We start from the raw sequence: 15,457 nt of genomic DNA, 5'->3' as shown, positions 1-15,457 counted from the left end.
ATGATTCCGGAAAAATACCAAAATGAAAATGACTATAGAAATATACCAAGAGAATTTCTTAATGCCAATATCCCGCAAGGTCGTGGCATGGTTAAATGGGCGCCATTTGCTACTTTGCCAGAACAATTCGAAACAATTCAACAATATTTAGTAGATCAAAATAAAATTGACCGTCCTATATTATCCGACGATCAATTAAATGAATTAAATTTACAGCTTCATCAAGCGTTACATACAGATTCCTATATTTATATTGAATATTATCAAGCAGGTTGGTTGGAAACGGCTCATATAAAAATTAAAAATATAGATATGACTCATATGTTTTTAGAAGGTTATCCAATCTATACACATGAAACAATTCAACTTTCATTATTTGATATAACTAGAATAACTCAAGACAATAGTTAACCGCTTTTCTATACTTGCGGCGCAAGTTTACAGTTCGCAGTCTTCTCGACTGCATAAGCCACCGTAACAACTTCGTTGAACGGATTTATTGTTCGCAGTCTTCTCGACTGCATAAGCCACCGTAACAACTTCGTTGAACGGTGGCTAAAAAAAAATACTGCCAACGAAAGCCTAAAGGCTTTGTCGACAGTATGGGAACACTCTAAAGTGTTCTATTAATAACTTAATTATTCGTTTCAATATCTGAAACAATTTCTTTTGTTTTACTTTCAATATCTTCGAAGTCTTTTTTAAAGATATAAGCGAAAACTACTGCACCAACACCTGCTGCTAATGACACAGTAAGAATTGTACCTAATACAAATTTAAATAAACCTTTAATAAAATTACACATTCTGATTCACCTCAATAAATTATTAACATATCTATCAATAATGATAGCATACTTGAAAGCATCAATAAATATATACCCACTTTTCATTTCTTTAATCTAAATATTAAAAAATGGATTTATGATATTATTGGAGTAATGCAAAATCAATAAATTTTAGTCAATATGTCTTATTTATTTTAACATTTTCTTCTCATCAGAATAAAGATAGATGTTATATTTATTATTATTATAAGTAAAAAAAGGGCTAATATCGTTAAATATTAGCCAATTCAATGTTAGTTATTCTCATCTTATTGACCCCACCAAGTGGAGACTGCATCTTTGAAAGCATCATAATAATTTGACATAATAATCACCTCATTGAATTTGTCTATCTGATCGTCCCTTGATGTTAACTCAAGCATAACTACTGGTCATACGTAATGCAATTAACAAAGCGTTACAATGAAGTTACATTTTTGTAAGATTACACACATAAATAGGAGTTTTAAACTATGCAATCAGTAAAATCAGACATCTTAACACATCGAGGTTCACACTTTGATTTAGGTGTACAAACAGCACAGTGGATGCAACAAACCCCCTTACTCAAAAACAGAGAGAAAGAATGGAAAAAACGTATGCCCCGCTTTGATATCCATATCAAAGAAACATATGACATTTTCCAAACGTACGCCCCGCAAATTTGGGAAGAAATTAGAGGCATGCAAGAAGTACTTAATCTGCCTACCCGCCAAATGATTCTTAACTTTGCACACTATCGATTCACACCATTGAAAAACAGTGGCTGTACGGTCTTTTTAGGTCAGGACTATATGGTGCGAAATTATGATTATCACCCTGCAACTTATGATGGTCGTTACTTATTGTTCCAACCTACTGATGGCGGATTAGCGCAAATAGGCCCTACATCACGTGTAACAGGGAGAATGGATGGTATGAATGAATCTGGTCTATCCATGGGCTACAACTTCATGCACAGAAAGCACCCAGGTGATGGTTTCGTCTGCTATATGGTCGGCAGGCTTATATTACAATATTGTAAAGATGTACCTGAGGCCATACAATTACTAAAAGAACTTCCCCATAGAAGCTCATTTAGTTACATTGTCATGGACAAACATTTGAATCATGCGATTATCGAAGTTTCTCCTCGCTCCGTTGATGTTCGTTACGATCGTACTTGTACGAATCATTTCAAATTATTAACACATGAAAATAGAAATTTCACAAAAGAATCTAAAGAACGATTAAATCGACTCCTTAAAAAAGAACCCGCATCACTAGATAAAATGAGCGCATTTAATTTATTCAATAATCCGGAATATGAAATTTATAGTAAATTATTTAAAAGTTGGTCTGGGACAATTCATACAAGTATGTATGAACCTCAATCATTAACAGCACATATCACTTTAGGTGAAAATAAAGCCCCTACCATAATAGACTTTGGCAAATGGCTCGATGGCGAATCATTAGATATTACTTCAATTAACGGGCATCTTGACACTGATTTAACCTTTGCCACTTATTAATATTTGTCATTTTAAATCATTTATATTATAAAAAGAGCCAGAAAGTACTTAATTAAATGTACTTCCTGGCTTTCTCTATTCATGTCAACATAGAGTTAATTTATATAAATGTCCCCATGATCCGTATAGAACTCTAAAATATGCTTTCCTGCCCCTACTTTATTATCTTTAAAATTGTTGTTGATAACTTTAGAAGTCCCATCAGATGGATTCAATTTTAGCAATGTATCTTGAGGGTCATCATCATATGACATGAAAATATCACCATATTGTGTAGAGGCTCTAAAATGTGATGCAATATCCATTCGACTCAAATCAATTTTGCCGTGGTCAGCTAACAGCACCGACTTTTCAATCAATGATTTTTTACTCGTTATACTCGCCTGTTTCGTTTTAATATTCGCATTAGTAATTTGGCTATGCTTTATATCAAGCGGTGAACTCACACCTCTATAATACAGTTTGTCTAACACTACATCACTTAAAAACACACGTGCTCCGCCAGTAGCCTTCATTGAAATATGTGCATCTTTTGCATTGATACTATCAATATTTATAATATTCGTCTTACTAGATACATCTAAATGATTTAGTTTTTTATCTGGCACAGTCACTACCATCTCATCATCAAACTGTCTAAACGGATTAAAATTCAATCCATAATGATCTTCTGTATTATCAGTCTCATGAACATGTAGTGTCTTGTTTTTATTCGTAATATCAATATTCTTTTTCCCTTTATAGGTCACTGAAAATTTGTCACCTTGCTTAACCTGAACCTTACTATTTTGGCTATCTAGGTTTAAATTTTCTATATCTTTATCATTAACTTCTTTATTCACAGAATTGAGTTGGTTGTTTTGTTTTTCAAATCCAAACCAAGCGACACAAGCTAAAAGAAAGCACACGATAAATAATGTTAAGCCGCTAAAAAATAACTTCTTCATTCGACTGCACTTCCTTTAATTGTTTTAATATTCCAACGTAAGTATTTTAAAATCACTCGATAAACAAATTGAGCAAATTTTGCAATAATGACAAATAATAAAAGACCTAATCCTGTATACGAAATGGCAAATAAATAGTTACTTATAGCAAAACTAAAATTATCATTAATTATGCCGTTGATAATCAATAATAGCGGACTAAGTGCGAAAAATAATGCAACAAGTAATAGTACAAACATGAAAATGCCAACAAATATCATAGGGATTAAAATAATGATTAATGATAATATTCCCATACCCAGAGATGCCATAATTGCTCTCACGATTGTATTTATATTAGGACGAAACTCCGCAGACACAATCGCATTTCTCGCCATAAGCTCTTTGCCTATCTTTTTAGGAGATTCAAGCGCTCCAATGATTTGATATTCATTTTTCCCTTCACTTTCTTGATCAAAAAAATATTCCTCATATTCATACATCACTTTATCGCGTTCACTTCTTGGTAATTTATCTAATTCTTGCTCTAATTCATTTAAAAAAGTGATTTTATCCAAAATATCTACCGCCATTCAAACTTAAGTTTCGAAGCAAAACGTATATGTAAAATCAAAAATGACATGCCCTATAGGAATGTCATTTTTAATTTTTATATCTTGTGTATTTCAATTTTCTTTATTTTATCATGTTTATAAATAATAAATAACTTTATTTGATTTTTCTTATCTTTATATATTATAGCATTAAAGCCTTTGCGCAACTTTTTTTGTTTATAATGTGTTCCTAGTGTCTGTGTAACTTCTCCAACATTATTATTGATCGTTCCATTAAAATTAGTTTGCACTCTAGTATCGCCAGTTAAGGTTATACCTTTAAGTTGAGAATCCTTTTTATTCACTTTGAAGATTAAATTAGGATGCTCTCTTTTTGAATAAAGACGATGTCTTTTTAAAATGACTTCATCTTTTTCAACGTATTCACTAATATTAATTTCAGACCCTATTTTGACACGATCAATGGATAGTTTTGATAAATCGGTCGAGTGTTCTTGCTTTATATAATTAACTAATAATACTGTCACAGTAGCTATTGTTATACACGCAAAAAATATAAAACGCTTATGTAGTCTATGTATTTTCAATGTTGTCACCACGCTCTACTTTACTTATTAAATATAGCATAGGTATTTGTCACTTTCATCCCTGAAGAAATCTTAAAACATATTACTTTTATATGTATTAATAATTTTCTTTCATATTAAAATATTGATATAATAATATCTAATCAATTAAAGGGGGAACTATTATGACAAGTTTAGAAACTTATTTCAAAAACAGTCAACCGCTTGATCAATATATTGAAGCTATGACTGAAAACAAAGAGAATTTACTATCAATATATCATTCATTCTCAGCACCAGAGGATGATAGTCGTCTTGAAAAAATTAAAGCATCAAACTATAGCAAAGTTCTAGTTATCACTGAAGATTGGTGTGGAGATGCTATGATGAACGTGCCTATTCTTAAACATATTAGTGAAAGATTAAATATAGAAGCTCGTGTCTTTCATCGTGATGAAAACACTGACTTAATCGATCAATACTTAACAAATGGTACTGCGAGATCTATACCTATATTTGTATTTTTAAATGATGATTTTGAACAGCAAACAGTTTGGGGGCCTCGTGCAAGACAAGTTCAACATTTTGTAGAGGAAACGCGTTCCAAACTTCCTGCAAAAGATGATCCTACATTTGAAGATAAATCGTCTGAATCATATGCAATTATTTCTAATCGCTTTAAAACAGACTCACAAATGTGGAAATATGTTTATGATTCAATTTTAGATAAACTAATTATAAATTAATAAAAGACGTATGAATTAAGGTGTTATAACCGTTAATTCATACGTCTCTTTTTTTATGACTCAATCTTCGGTTATCTTTATTTTAAATATCTTTTTTAGATACATAGAATATATTAACTACGAATAATACTACAATCGATGCTGAAGTAATAAACCACTGCCAATTAGAGAATGTGTAATCACCAGTTGTCGTTTTAGAAGTTAAGTAACTAAATGGAATATATTTCAAGGCATCTTGAATATTGTCACCAAATTTAGGAATCATAGGTATAAATGGTTCCGCAAAAGGAACAAGTAATATTAAGAATATACCTAGAGTAAAGATTAATGCTGTTTTTGGTACAACTAATGAAAATAAATATAATAATAATCCAAAGAATAAATGGAATAGAATGAAGAACCAAAGTAATTCAAAGATTTTATCAACTTCTATATTTTTACCATCAACAATTTGTTCTACGATTAATACAAAACCAACAAGTATTGCTGTAATAATTATGGCGATTAGTATAATTGAAATCACTTTTGCGATAACATAACCCACACGACTTGATGTTTTATTCATATATAATTGAATTGTACCTTGTGAAATATCACGGGTGATTGTCTTGATTACAAATAGTAAGCCCATGATAGAAAAGAACCAACTACCAATAGAAAGTAGCATATTGCCGTCTATTTTATCAGATTGCTGAACAAATAAAACTGTAAATCCAATTAACGGAAGTATTGTTAAGAGTAATGCTAAATACGTTAATGGGCTTCTAATAATGCTATAAATGTCATATTTCACGAGTTGTAAACTATTCATTATTGGCCACCTTTCTGATTAATATTGAAGTAAGTATCACGTAAAGAACTCTTGCGTGTTTCAATAAATTCAGGGAAAATATCGATATTGGATAAACCTTTAAGTACTTTTTGATAACTTGATTGTGCTTTAATAATGATTTCTCCATTTTCTCTCTTAGATTGAATCACATCGAAATTTTCATTTAAATATTCTAAAGCATTATTGAAATTATTTTGTTCTATGATTAAAACTGTAGAATCCGTTGGTGCCCCTTCTTTCATATCAACATCTTGAACAAAATTACCATCACGTAAAAATACTGCTCTATCGCAAATTAATTCAATATCCTCAAGTTTATGACTAGAAATCAAAATTTTCATATCCAGTTCTTGCACAAGTGATTGAATTGTTTTCAATACATCAATTGATCCGTCAGGGTCCATACCATTTGTTGGCTCATCTAAAATAAGGTACTTGGGTTTGTTCATTAATGAAACAGCAATGGCTAGCTTTTGTTTCATTCCCATTGAATACTTTTTAACTTTTTTCTTCACATAAGGTCTCATACCAAAGGCATCAATGATTTGATTTGCATATTTTTTATCAAACCCCTTACCTAATACATTGGCAAATAATTTCAAATTATATAAACCTGATTTATTATCATACAATTTAGGATGTTCAATAAGGTAACCGATATTGTCTTTATTACCTATCTTTACCTCCCCTTTGTATTTGATAATATTTCCGTTCATGACTTTCATTAATGTTGTTTTACCGACACCATTTTTACCAATTAAACCTACAATTTGGCTTTGTCCAAAATCAAAATTAATATGATCTAAAACATTGTTATTGCCATACGTTTTTGTTATATCTTTTAATTCCATAAATGCGCCTCCTTTTATTATTAAATTAATTTTTTATATTGAATGATGTAGCTAGCTACAAAGCAAAAAATACTTAAAGTTAAAAATCCATAGTTAAAAATAGTTTCAAAATAATTTAATATACCCAGACTATAATTAAATAATGTACATATTCCAACTACAAGTAGCACGATTATGACAGGTATTAAAATAACCATCGTAAGTAAATAAATGATATAAGAAATGTAATCAGATTTTTGTTCTGTATATTTTTTGAAAGCTATAGGTACTGCAAAGAAATTTACTGCAATGTATGAGAATGGCATTGAAATATTAAAATCAATATTACTTGTTGATACATGAGAATTCGGCATTGTATATAAAGATAATATTGCTGCCCCAACTAATGTAAAAATAATAACTGTTAAATAATTAGCATTCAATAATGACTTTTTAGAAACTGGTAAACTTCCAAAAAAGTCATAAGCCATTCTGTGCCCAAGCTTACTATTAAAACGAAAAACATGTCCAGAATCTAGTATAGAAACAAAAAGTAATATCATCGCAACTGCAGAATATAACGCATTAGTAAAAATACTATTAGGTATTATGATTAATTGCAGTGGGGAAAACAATAATAAGATTGCATATATTACGATTGTCCATTTACGTAATTTTAAATTTCTAATAAGTAAATTTTTCATCTAATGCCCCCAGTTGTTAAGTCTCATAATTTTTTTGTTCAGTCTTCTGGGTTCCTTTTTCAAGGTAAACCATTAAATCTTCAATCGTTGGCTTAGTTATTGCAACCTTGTTTCCAAAAATTTCATTAAATATATTAGCATGTTCTGTAAGTGCGATATATCCAGTTTTGTTTTCTTCTATATAGTGTGTTAATTGAATTAATTCTTCATCCAATTGCTGCATGTCACCTTTAACTACTTTGAATCTATTCAAAATGTCATCCAAAAATTGATTCAGTACAATTTCACCATCTTTTAAATACACTAAGTAATCAGCGATTTTTTCTAAATCAGAAATGATATGAGTGGAAATAAATACTGTTTTCTTTTCATCAATGAGTTCTTTTTGAATTACATCCAAAACTTCGTTTCGAACGATTGGATCTAACCCTGATGTTGGCTCATCTAAAATAAATAATTCAGCATGATGGCTAAAAGCAATAGCAATAGACAACTTCATCTTCATACCAGTTGAGAATGTTTTGATCTTCCGCTTATAAGGTAAATCAAATTTTTCAAGATAATATGTAAATAACTGATGGTCCCATGTACTATAAAATGGTGAAACATACTGTTCAATTTTTTGGATATTCCATTTATCATTGAGGTACAATTCGGAATAAACGAAACCAATTTTATTTTTAATAGCTTCAGGGCGTGCTTTCATTTTTTGGTTAAAGATTAAAACATCTCCGCCATCAGGCTCAATTAAATCCATAATCATTCTAATAATGGTCGTTTTACCCACACCATTTGCACCAATAAATCCAGTTATAAATCCTTGAGGAACACGAAAACTAATATCATTTAACTTGAATTCTTTATACTGATAATTTACAGCATTTAATTCGATTGCGTTCATTCATCGTCCTCCTCAAAAATCATTTCTAAGATTTCTTGTAATTCTGAAAGTGGCATGCCTATAGTTTTTGCTTCTTTGCTTATTGATTTAGCCATTGTTTCAATCACCATGAACTGTTTTTCTTTTAAAATTGAACTATCTTGCTCTTTCACATATGTACCCTTACCTCTAATAGTAAAGACAAAACCATCTTTTTCTAAATCTTCATATGCGCGCTTTGTAGTTATAACGCTAACGCTCAAATCATGTGCTAATTCCCTCATCGAAGGTAAGTGTTCACCAGGAGCAACGTATCCTTTTAAAATATTTTCTTTGATTTGTTGCTTAATCTGTTCATAGATTGGCTGTTCACCACTATTTTTCAAAAGTATTTTCATGGACGTCCTCCCTTACAACTGTATATACACACTATATACAATGTATACACACTTGTAAAGTATAAATTTATTCAAACACCCATATAATTACTCATTAAAAGGGACGAGTTAACATAAAAAAGCTATAACTAAGATTTTGCATATCGCTTCATCTCACTTATAGCTTGTTTTAACAATGTTACTTATTTTGTTTATCTTTTTTCTTACGCTTATTATTACGATCAATAAAAGCGCAAATCATAAACATAATTGCAGCAATTAATAATTTAACACCAGAATCTTCATGACCTATGGCCTGTAAATAATAGCCTACAACGAGTAATATCATTGCCATTATGACAAATATTTTGGTTAAATGTTTCACTCTCTTCACCTCAAACAATATCATTGTACCAAACTTTGGCATTAATTTCTAAAAGCAATTTATTTCAAAAAAATTCTTGATACTTATGTATCTGTTTTTTATGATTTATATTTAAATATATTGTTTGCAGTCTATTACCTATGATGATAAAATTGTAATTGTATCCACGGATTATACTACACAACCCCAAGTCTGCGTCATCAGGCTTGGGGGTTTTTTGTGTAAGGCCACCTATTTGTCTTTCCATTTATTCTCTAACCAAACACGGAATACAACAAGTAAGCTACCTGTTAATAAAGTTGCAATCATTTCTTGCCACCACGCTATCATACTACACCTCCCACAGAAAAAAGTGCCATGTAGGATTTTTGATGGCCTATCCGTATTCTAACATAAAACAGAACGTATGTTCGTATAAATAGTTAAATTTTGAAATTTTCTGTCTAAAACAGTCACAAGACTTTAATTTTAAGCTATTTCAAGATAATATAAGGTTATCATTGAAAAAGTAAAGAGAGGTTGACCAACTATGAATCCTTTAGCTTTAGATTTAAACGAACAATTATCTAAATCAAATCCAGAAGTTGCAGACATGCTTTCCGACCTAGGAAAATTAATGTATTACCCGAAAGGTATATTATCCCAATCCGCGGAAGCAAAATCCACACAATATAATGCCACGATAGGAATGGCAACATATAAAGATAGCAAGATGTACGCAAATACTTTAAATGATATCTTCGCTCATTTAGAACCCGATGAAATCTTTCCTTATGCCCCGCCACAAGGTTTAGAATCTCTTCGTGATTTATGGCAACAAAAAACATTAAAAGAAAATCCAGATTTAGATGCAAAAGACATGACAAGACCTATCCTTACGAATGCTTTAACACATGGCTTATCATTAGTCGGTGACATGTTCGTCGATAGTGGTGATACACTCTTACTTCCAACCCATAATTGGGGCAACTATAAACTCGTTTATAGTACAAGACATAGTGCTGAAATTGAAACCTATGATATTTTTGACGAAGCTGGACATTTTACAACAGAAAATTTAGTTAATACGCTAGAAAATTATAATAAAGACAAAATCATCTTAATATTAAATTATCCAAATAACCCAACTGGTTATACACCAACAAAAGATGAAGTTCATACTATTGTCTCTGCAATAAAATCATTAGCAGAACGTGGCACAAACGTCATTGCTTTAGTTGATGATGCATACTACGGACTCTTTTATGAAGATGTTTATACACAGTCATTATTCACAGCATTAACAAATTTACATTTAGACAACTTATTACCAATTCGTTTAGATGGCGCAACAAAAGAATTTTTCGCATGGGGATTACGTGTAGGTTTCATCAGTTTCGGTGTCGGAAACGATACAACAAAACAAGTATTAGAAGCTAAAATCAAAGGATTAATTCGAAGCAACATTTCAAGTGGTCCATTACCTTCGCAAAGTGCAGTTAAATACGTGCTCGAAAATCACGAAACTTTTGATAAGGAAATTCAACACAATATCGACACGTTACAAGCTAGATATGAAGTAACGAAATCTGTTGTATATGATGAAAAATACGCATCATACTGGCAGGCTTATGATTTTAACTCAGGCTATTTTATGGCATTACAAGTTAAAGATGTGGACCCAGAACAGTTACGCCAACACTTAATTACTAAATACTCTATTGGCATCATTGCCCTTAATGCAACAGACATTCGTATTGCTTTCAGTTGTGTAGAAAAAGATGACATTCCATATGTATTTGATTCTATCGCTAAAGCAATTGAAGACCTAAAAAATTAAATTAAATAATAAAAAGGATGAAATCACATGTAATGGTGATTTCATCCTTTTTATTTATATTAACGTTGCTGTTTCAATACACGTGCCATTTCTTCAATTTTACCAGCATGTAGTGGTACATGAATTGCATTTAAAATTAACAACTCATCTAACGTACTACAACCAGCAATTGTTTCAGTTAATTCAACTTCTAATTGTTGGTCTGTTAATTTTTTTGCACGCTCAGGCAACGTTTTTAAATTTTTGATAATTTCATCCACACTTGGGATTTCTTCGTCGCCCCAATCAGCTGGATTAGATCCATAACCAAATAAGCGTGTATATTTTTGAATATCTACTTCATTTTGCTCACTTAAAGATAATGCAGATTCAAAAATAGTTAACACATGACCATATTGCCAATGTAACGTATTAGGGAAGAGTTCACTTTCATTATCTAATATACTTTCAATGTTCCATTTGTCATAGTCTGATATTAAATAATTAATACCTGTATCAATCACATCGTACACTGATTTTTTTGTCATAGTTAATCTCCCTTTCTTAAAAAAGCTTCACATAAATAATAATTATAAGTAGCGAATAATATTTATGCTTACTTTCTCTACCCTCAATAAGTTGTTTTTACTCACTTAATCCATTTATATCCATAACTTTTTTAATTATACATGTTAAATAATGCTATAGATTGCTTTCAAATTCAATTTTTTATACTTTAGGATTTAATGATTAAATATTACTAACGTATCGTGTGCTTTTAATCATCCCACTTTGAACGTAGGACACAAGAGCAAAAATTATTTTGAGGATATTCAGGCTCAAAATATTTCACAACATCAGATTTAATATTGCCAAACGTTGTTTCAGGTTTATGTTTAAAGCCTTCATAAAAAGCTGTTAATACATCTTTTTTAAAATTACCACGAGGAAATTTATTTACGATTGCTTTTCTAATTTCATCTGAATACTGGTCCCAATTGTCACTCATAACATCCATACCAACACCATGATATAATAATGCAACATTATTCTCTTTATGCTCAGCCACACCTATCGTCGTATGTAATGCTATTGAATCCCAAGCAAGTTGTAAATCTTGGTCATTATAATTGTGTGTATCTAAAAATTGGCGAACTGCATTTGCGCCGTCTACTTCAAATCTCAGATCATCACTACTATATTGGTTTGTTAATCCTAAATCATGAAAGAGCGAACACATATATAAAAGTTCTTTATCATATTTCAAATGATCTTGCATGCCTTTAACTTCGCCAAATAAATATACTCTATTCGAATGGTTCCATATTAACTTATTACCATATTCATGGACTACTTCTTGTGCTTCTTGGATTATTTTACTATCTGGGACAACAATTTCATTGATATCTTTTAACATAATAAATTCCTCCTTGGTTACAATATAGTCTCTATAGATATGTATATCAAACTATAGATCATTCATCATAAAAAAGACGCCTTCCACTAAGTTAAGTAACTTAACGAAAGACGTCTTATAAATATTATTTAAATACGCTCTTTTATAAACTTTAATTTTAAAGTTTATAATCTATTACATCATACCTGGCATGCCGCCCATACCTTGCTTGTGCATCATTACTGCTTTCTTCAGGGATATGCGCAACAACCGCTTCAGTTGTTAAGAACATAGCTGCTACACTTGCTGCATGTTGTAAAGCTGAACGTGTAACTTTAGTTGGATCTACGATACCGCATCCAGCATATTCACCCATTCATTTGTAGCGGCATTGAAACCAATACCTACATCAGCATTTTTAAGTCTTTCAACAATAATCGAACCTTCTAACCCAGCGTTTTCTGCAATTTGACGAACTGGAGATTCTAATGCTTTTAACACAATATTGATGCCTGTTGCAATATCGCCTTCAGCTTCAATTTTAGAAACTTTGTCATAAATATTCATGAATGCTGTACCACCACCGGCTACAATACCTTCTTCAACAGCAGCTCTAGTAGAGTTCAAAGCATCTTCAATACGTAATTTACGTTCTTTTAATTCTGTTTCACTTGCAGCACCAACTTTAATTACAGCTACGCCTCCAGCTAATTTAGCTAAGCGTTCTTGTAATTTCTCTTTATCAAATTCAGAGTCCGTCTCTTCAATTTGAGATTTAATTTGGCTTACACGTGCATCAATATTATTTTGGTCTCCATTACCATCAACCACTGTTGTATTATCTTTAGTGATTTCTGCTTTGCTTGAAGTACCTAACATGTCAATTGTTGCATCTTTTAAATCTAAGCCTAAGTCATCAGTAATCACTTGTGCGCCTGTTAAGATAGCTAAATCTTCTAGCATCGCTTTACGACGATCTCCGAATCCAGGTGCTTTAACTGCAACTGCAGTAAATGTACCGCGCATACGGTTTAATACGATATTTGTTAATGCGTCACCTTCTACATCATCTGCTACGATTAGGATAGGTCTGTTAGATTGAACAACTTGTTCTAATAATGGCAGAATATCTTGGAAAGATGAAATCTTTTTATCTGTAATTAAAATGTATGGTTTTTCAAGTTCTGCAACCATTTTATCTGAATCAGTTACCATATATGGAGATTGGTAACCACGATCAAATTGCATACCTTCAACGACTTCAAGTTCAGTATTAAAACCACTTGATTCTTCAATTGTAATTACACCGTCGTTACCTACTTTTTCCATAGCTTCTGAAATATATTTACCAATTTCTTCATCAGCTGCTGAAATAGATCCAACTTGCGCAATTTCATTTTTATTATCAACGTTTTGAGAAATTTCTTGTAATGCGTCAATAGCTACGTCTACAGCTTTATCGATACCTTGACGTAAACCTACAGGATTTGCACCACTTGTTACGTTTTTCAAACCTTCTTGTATCATTGCTTGAGCTAATACTGTAGCTGTAGTTGTTCCGTCACCTGCGATTTCATTCGTTTTGTTGGCAACTTCTTGTACTAATTTCGCTCCCATATTTTCATATGGATCTTCTAATTCAATTTCTTTTGCAATCGTAACACCGTCATTTGTGATTAATGGTGATGTATATTCTTTATCTAATACAACATTACGCCCTTTTGGTCCAATTGTAACTTTCACGGCGTTAGCTAATTTATCTACACCTCTCAACATAGATTGACGTGCGTCTTCGGAAAATTTTAAATCTTTCGCCATATTACTTTACCTCCATGATGTTCGTATTATTTGTATATTTTTTAGTTTTAATTTTGATTATTCTTCTATTACTGCTAATATATCGTCTTCGCTAACGATTAAGTATGTGTCGTCTCCACGCTTAACTTCAGTTCCAGCAAATTGTTGGAAAACAACATTGTCGCCTTCATTCACTTCAGGAGCAACTCGAGAACCATCTTTTAAAATACGTCCTGCACCTACTGCAATTATCGTACCTTCATTTGATTTCTCTTTAGCGCTATCAGTTAAAACGATACCACTTTTAGTTGTTTGCTCTTGTTCTGTTTTTTGAATAATTACTCGGTTACCTAATGGCTTTAACATTGATTGTTCCTCCTTAAAATACTAAAATTTTTAGCACTTAATCATTGTGAGTGCTAATACACTTTCTATAATAATCAAAGTTGGTCAATATTTCAAGTTAAAACCATTACACTAAATTTTGTGTGAAAAGCTATTTTACGATAAAATAGAGTATATTCTAATTTTTGGAGGTTCATTATGTCTCGTATATGGGTGTCCATTTTGACATTAGTTATTTATGGCCTTGCACAGTTTGGTCCGATTTTCTTACAAATGGCTGGCTTATTTAACAATTTAAGTGGCAAAGAAATCCTCTTTGCTAATATTTATTCACAGGTAATTTTGTTTATTATAGCTGCTTTCCTAATCATACTAATAAACTTTTTCATTGCCAATCCTACACAACTAGAGTTACAACCTAAAGAAAAGAAAAGATATGTTATCCTTTGGGCAATCGTAGGTTATATGATTGTTATGATTTATCAAGTCATTGCAGGAATGATAAATATGTATGTATTCGGCGCACCTCAATCTAGCCCTAATACGGAAAGATTGATGAAAATAGCACAAGAAATCCCGATGTTTATCATATTAATTTCAGTTGTAGGACCTATACTAGAAGAATTCGTATTTAGAAAAGTAATATTTGGTGAGTTATACAACATATTAAAAGGTAATAAAACTTTTAAATTTCTCATTGCCGGAATTGTAAGTTCAATTATCTTTAGTGCTGCACATGCAGATCCATCATTCTTTATCATCTATTTTGGTATGGGCTTTATTTTCTCAGCATTGTATGTATATACAAAACGTATATGGGTACCTATCTTAGTACACATAATGCAAAATGGCTTTGTCGCTATTGTACAAATTTACTTTGGTCCTGAAAAAATAAAAGAACTACAAGAATCTGCATCATTTATATTTAATTTTATGTTTTAATTAAATTTTAAGTTATAT

Annotated in this window: 19 protein-coding genes and 1 pseudogene; 5 read left to right on the top strand and 15 right to left on the bottom strand. The window is 31.4% G+C overall.

Going from position 1 to position 15,457, the window contains the following annotated elements:
• Complete coding sequence (locus tag AAA453_RS06255; RefSeq protein WP_427706926.1) at positions 1-411, top strand: YolD-like family protein; 411 nt, start codon at positions 1-3, stop codon at positions 409-411.
• 223 nt (positions 412-634) lie between these two features.
• On the opposite strand, the gene AAA453_RS06250 is transcribed toward AAA453_RS06255, so the two are convergent.
• A complete protein-coding gene (locus tag AAA453_RS06250; protein ID WP_107514816.1) occupies positions 635-805 on the bottom strand; it encodes a hypothetical protein in 171 nt (56 codons plus the stop codon).
• A gap of 494 nt (positions 806-1,299) precedes the next feature.
• Between AAA453_RS06250 and AAA453_RS06245 the strand changes: the two genes are divergently transcribed.
• Complete coding sequence (locus tag AAA453_RS06245) at positions 1,300-2,340, top strand: C45 family autoproteolytic acyltransferase/hydolase (RefSeq protein WP_427706924.1); 1,041 nt, start codon at positions 1,300-1,302, stop codon at positions 2,338-2,340.
• A gap of 95 nt (positions 2,341-2,435) precedes the next feature.
• Here AAA453_RS06245 and AAA453_RS06240 read toward each other — a convergent pair whose 3' ends face one another.
• The 3 genes from AAA453_RS06240 to AAA453_RS06230 form a co-directional block, all read right to left on the bottom strand.
• Positions 2,436-3,287 carry a DUF4097 family beta strand repeat-containing protein gene (locus AAA453_RS06240; RefSeq protein ID WP_046466274.1) on the bottom strand — a complete coding sequence of 284 codons (852 nt, stop codon included), beginning with the start codon at positions 3,285-3,287 and terminating at the stop codon, positions 2,436-2,438.
• Positions 3,284-3,844 (bottom strand): HAAS signaling domain-containing protein, encoded by a 561-nt coding sequence (locus AAA453_RS06235; RefSeq protein WP_046466275.1) that lies wholly within the window; start codon positions 3,842-3,844, stop codon positions 3,284-3,286. The genes AAA453_RS06240 and AAA453_RS06235 overlap by 4 nt, the downstream gene beginning before the upstream one ends.
• A gap of 92 nt (positions 3,845-3,936) precedes the next feature.
• On the bottom strand, positions 3,937-4,428 hold the full coding sequence (locus AAA453_RS06230) for a hypothetical protein (protein WP_427706922.1): 492 nt from the start codon (positions 4,426-4,428) through the stop codon (positions 3,937-3,939).
• A 164-nt stretch (positions 4,429-4,592) separates the two neighbouring features.
• On the opposite strand from AAA453_RS06230, the gene AAA453_RS06225 reads away from it, so the two are divergent.
• On the top strand, positions 4,593-5,153 hold the full coding sequence (locus AAA453_RS06225; protein ID WP_046466277.1) for a thioredoxin family protein: 561 nt from the start codon (positions 4,593-4,595) through the stop codon (positions 5,151-5,153).
• Positions 5,154-5,235: 82 nt separating this feature from the next.
• Here the strand turns inward: AAA453_RS06225 and pmtD are convergent, their stop codons facing one another.
• The 7 genes from pmtD to AAA453_RS06190 form a co-directional block, all read right to left on the bottom strand.
• The gene (gene pmtD, locus AAA453_RS06220) at positions 5,236-5,964 is read right to left on the bottom strand and encodes a phenol-soluble modulin export ABC transporter permease subunit PmtD (protein WP_046466278.1); all 729 of its coding nucleotides are present in this window, start codon (positions 5,962-5,964) and stop codon (positions 5,236-5,238) included.
• On the bottom strand, positions 5,964-6,836 hold the full coding sequence (gene pmtC, locus AAA453_RS06215) for a phenol-soluble modulin export ABC transporter ATP-binding protein PmtC (protein WP_069815039.1): 873 nt from the start codon (positions 6,834-6,836) through the stop codon (positions 5,964-5,966). The genes pmtD and pmtC overlap by 1 nt, the downstream gene beginning before the upstream one ends.
• 20 nt (positions 6,837-6,856) lie before the next feature.
• The gene (gene pmtB, locus AAA453_RS06210; protein WP_046466280.1) at positions 6,857-7,519 is read right to left on the bottom strand and encodes a phenol-soluble modulin export ABC transporter permease subunit PmtB; all 663 of its coding nucleotides are present in this window, start codon (positions 7,517-7,519) and stop codon (positions 6,857-6,859) included.
• A gap of 16 nt (positions 7,520-7,535) precedes the next feature.
• Positions 7,536-8,420 carry a phenol-soluble modulin export ABC transporter ATP-binding protein PmtA gene (gene pmtA / locus AAA453_RS06205; protein WP_046466281.1) on the bottom strand — a complete coding sequence of 295 codons (885 nt, stop codon included), beginning with the start codon at positions 8,418-8,420 and terminating at the stop codon, positions 7,536-7,538.
• Positions 8,417-8,797: a PSM export ABC transporter transcriptional regulator PmtR gene (gene pmtR, locus AAA453_RS06200; RefSeq protein WP_002507153.1), complete on the bottom strand. Its 381-nt coding sequence runs from the start codon at positions 8,795-8,797 to the stop codon at positions 8,417-8,419. The genes pmtA and pmtR overlap by 4 nt, the downstream gene beginning before the upstream one ends.
• A 178-nt stretch (positions 8,798-8,975) precedes the next feature.
• Entirely contained in the window at positions 8,976-9,161 is a 186-nt protein-coding gene (locus AAA453_RS06195; RefSeq protein WP_046466282.1) for an SE1626 family protein, read from the bottom strand.
• 231 nt (positions 9,162-9,392) lie between these two features.
• Positions 9,393-9,488 carry a Trp-rich small protein gene (locus AAA453_RS06190; RefSeq protein ID WP_230622036.1) on the bottom strand — a complete coding sequence of 32 codons (96 nt, stop codon included), beginning with the start codon at positions 9,486-9,488 and terminating at the stop codon, positions 9,393-9,395.
• A gap of 202 nt (positions 9,489-9,690) precedes the next feature.
• Here AAA453_RS06190 and AAA453_RS06185 point away from each other — a divergent pair, with 202 nt between their 5' ends.
• Entirely contained in the window at positions 9,691-10,980 is a 1,290-nt protein-coding gene (locus AAA453_RS06185) for an aminotransferase class I/II-fold pyridoxal phosphate-dependent enzyme (RefSeq protein ID WP_427706920.1), read from the top strand.
• Positions 10,981-11,039: 59 nt separating this feature from the next.
• On the opposite strand, the gene AAA453_RS06180 is transcribed toward AAA453_RS06185, so the two are convergent.
• From AAA453_RS06180 to groES, 4 genes and pseudogenes are all read right to left on the bottom strand, one after another.
• Complete coding sequence (locus AAA453_RS06180) at positions 11,040-11,507, bottom strand: bacillithiol transferase BstA (protein ID WP_069815043.1); 468 nt, start codon at positions 11,505-11,507, stop codon at positions 11,040-11,042.
• A 230-nt stretch (positions 11,508-11,737) separates the two neighbouring features.
• Positions 11,738-12,376 (bottom strand): phosphohydrolase, encoded by a 639-nt coding sequence (locus tag AAA453_RS06175; RefSeq protein ID WP_427706918.1) that lies wholly within the window; start codon positions 12,374-12,376, stop codon positions 11,738-11,740.
• A 174-nt stretch (positions 12,377-12,550) separates the two neighbouring features.
• Positions 12,551-14,173: pseudogene (gene groL / locus AAA453_RS06170) on the bottom strand (chaperonin GroEL).
• Between the two features lie 57 nt (positions 14,174-14,230).
• Complete coding sequence (groES, locus tag AAA453_RS06165) at positions 14,231-14,518, bottom strand: co-chaperone GroES (protein ID WP_002507147.1); 288 nt, start codon at positions 14,516-14,518, stop codon at positions 14,231-14,233.
• A 177-nt stretch (positions 14,519-14,695) separates the two neighbouring features.
• Here groES and mroQ point away from each other — a divergent pair, with 177 nt between their 5' ends.
• Entirely contained in the window at positions 14,696-15,439 is a 744-nt protein-coding gene (gene mroQ, locus AAA453_RS06160; protein WP_046466287.1) for an intramembrane glutamic endopeptidase MroQ, read from the top strand.
• Positions 15,440-15,457: the final 18 nt, after the last annotated feature.

This window comes from Staphylococcus parequorum (assembly GCF_039237145.1).
Taxonomy (GTDB): Bacteria; Bacillota; Bacilli; order Staphylococcales; family Staphylococcaceae; genus Staphylococcus; species Staphylococcus equorum_A.
Note: the sequence above shows the minus strand (reverse complement) of the source record. Positions and strands in the feature narration are given on the sequence as shown.

Bases quoted from the DNA above. Each gene is read 5' to 3' on its own strand.
- pmtR (WP_002507153.1), bottom strand. From the start codon at position 8,797: ATGAAAATACTTTTGAAAAATAGTGGTGAACAGCCAATCTATGAACAG.
- AAA453_RS06245 (WP_427706924.1), top strand. From the start codon at position 1,300: ATGCAATCAGTAAAATCAGACATCTTAACACATCGAGGTTCACACTTT.
- pmtC (WP_069815039.1), bottom strand. From the start codon at position 6,836: ATGGAATTAAAAGATATAACAAAAACGTATGGCAATAACAATGTTTTA.
- mroQ (WP_046466287.1), top strand. From the start codon at position 14,696: ATGTCTCGTATATGGGTGTCCATTTTGACATTAGTTATTTATGGCCTT.
- AAA453_RS06185 (WP_427706920.1), top strand. From the start codon at position 9,691: ATGAATCCTTTAGCTTTAGATTTAAACGAACAATTATCTAAATCAAAT.
- pmtD (WP_046466278.1), bottom strand. From the start codon at position 5,964: ATGAATAGTTTACAACTCGTGAAATATGACATTTATAGCATTATTAGA.
- AAA453_RS06225 (WP_046466277.1), top strand. From the start codon at position 4,593: ATGACAAGTTTAGAAACTTATTTCAAAAACAGTCAACCGCTTGATCAA.
- groES (WP_002507147.1), bottom strand. From the start codon at position 14,518: ATGTTAAAGCCATTAGGTAACCGAGTAATTATTCAAAAAACAGAACAA.
- pmtA (WP_046466281.1), bottom strand. From the start codon at position 8,420: ATGAACGCAATCGAATTAAATGCTGTAAATTATCAGTATAAAGAATTC.
- AAA453_RS06180 (WP_069815043.1), bottom strand. From the start codon at position 11,507: ATGACAAAAAAATCAGTGTACGATGTGATTGATACAGGTATTAATTAT.
- AAA453_RS06240 (WP_046466274.1), bottom strand. From the start codon at position 3,287: ATGAAGAAGTTATTTTTTAGCGGCTTAACATTATTTATCGTGTGCTTT.
- AAA453_RS06255 (WP_427706926.1), top strand. From the start codon at position 1: ATGATTCCGGAAAAATACCAAAATGAAAATGACTATAGAAATATACCA.
- AAA453_RS06175 (WP_427706918.1), bottom strand. From the start codon at position 12,376: ATGTTAAAAGATATCAATGAAATTGTTGTCCCAGATAGTAAAATAATC.
- AAA453_RS06250 (WP_107514816.1), bottom strand. From the start codon at position 805: ATGTGTAATTTTATTAAAGGTTTATTTAAATTTGTATTAGGTACAATT.
- pmtB (WP_046466280.1), bottom strand. From the start codon at position 7,519: ATGAAAAATTTACTTATTAGAAATTTAAAATTACGTAAATGGACAATC.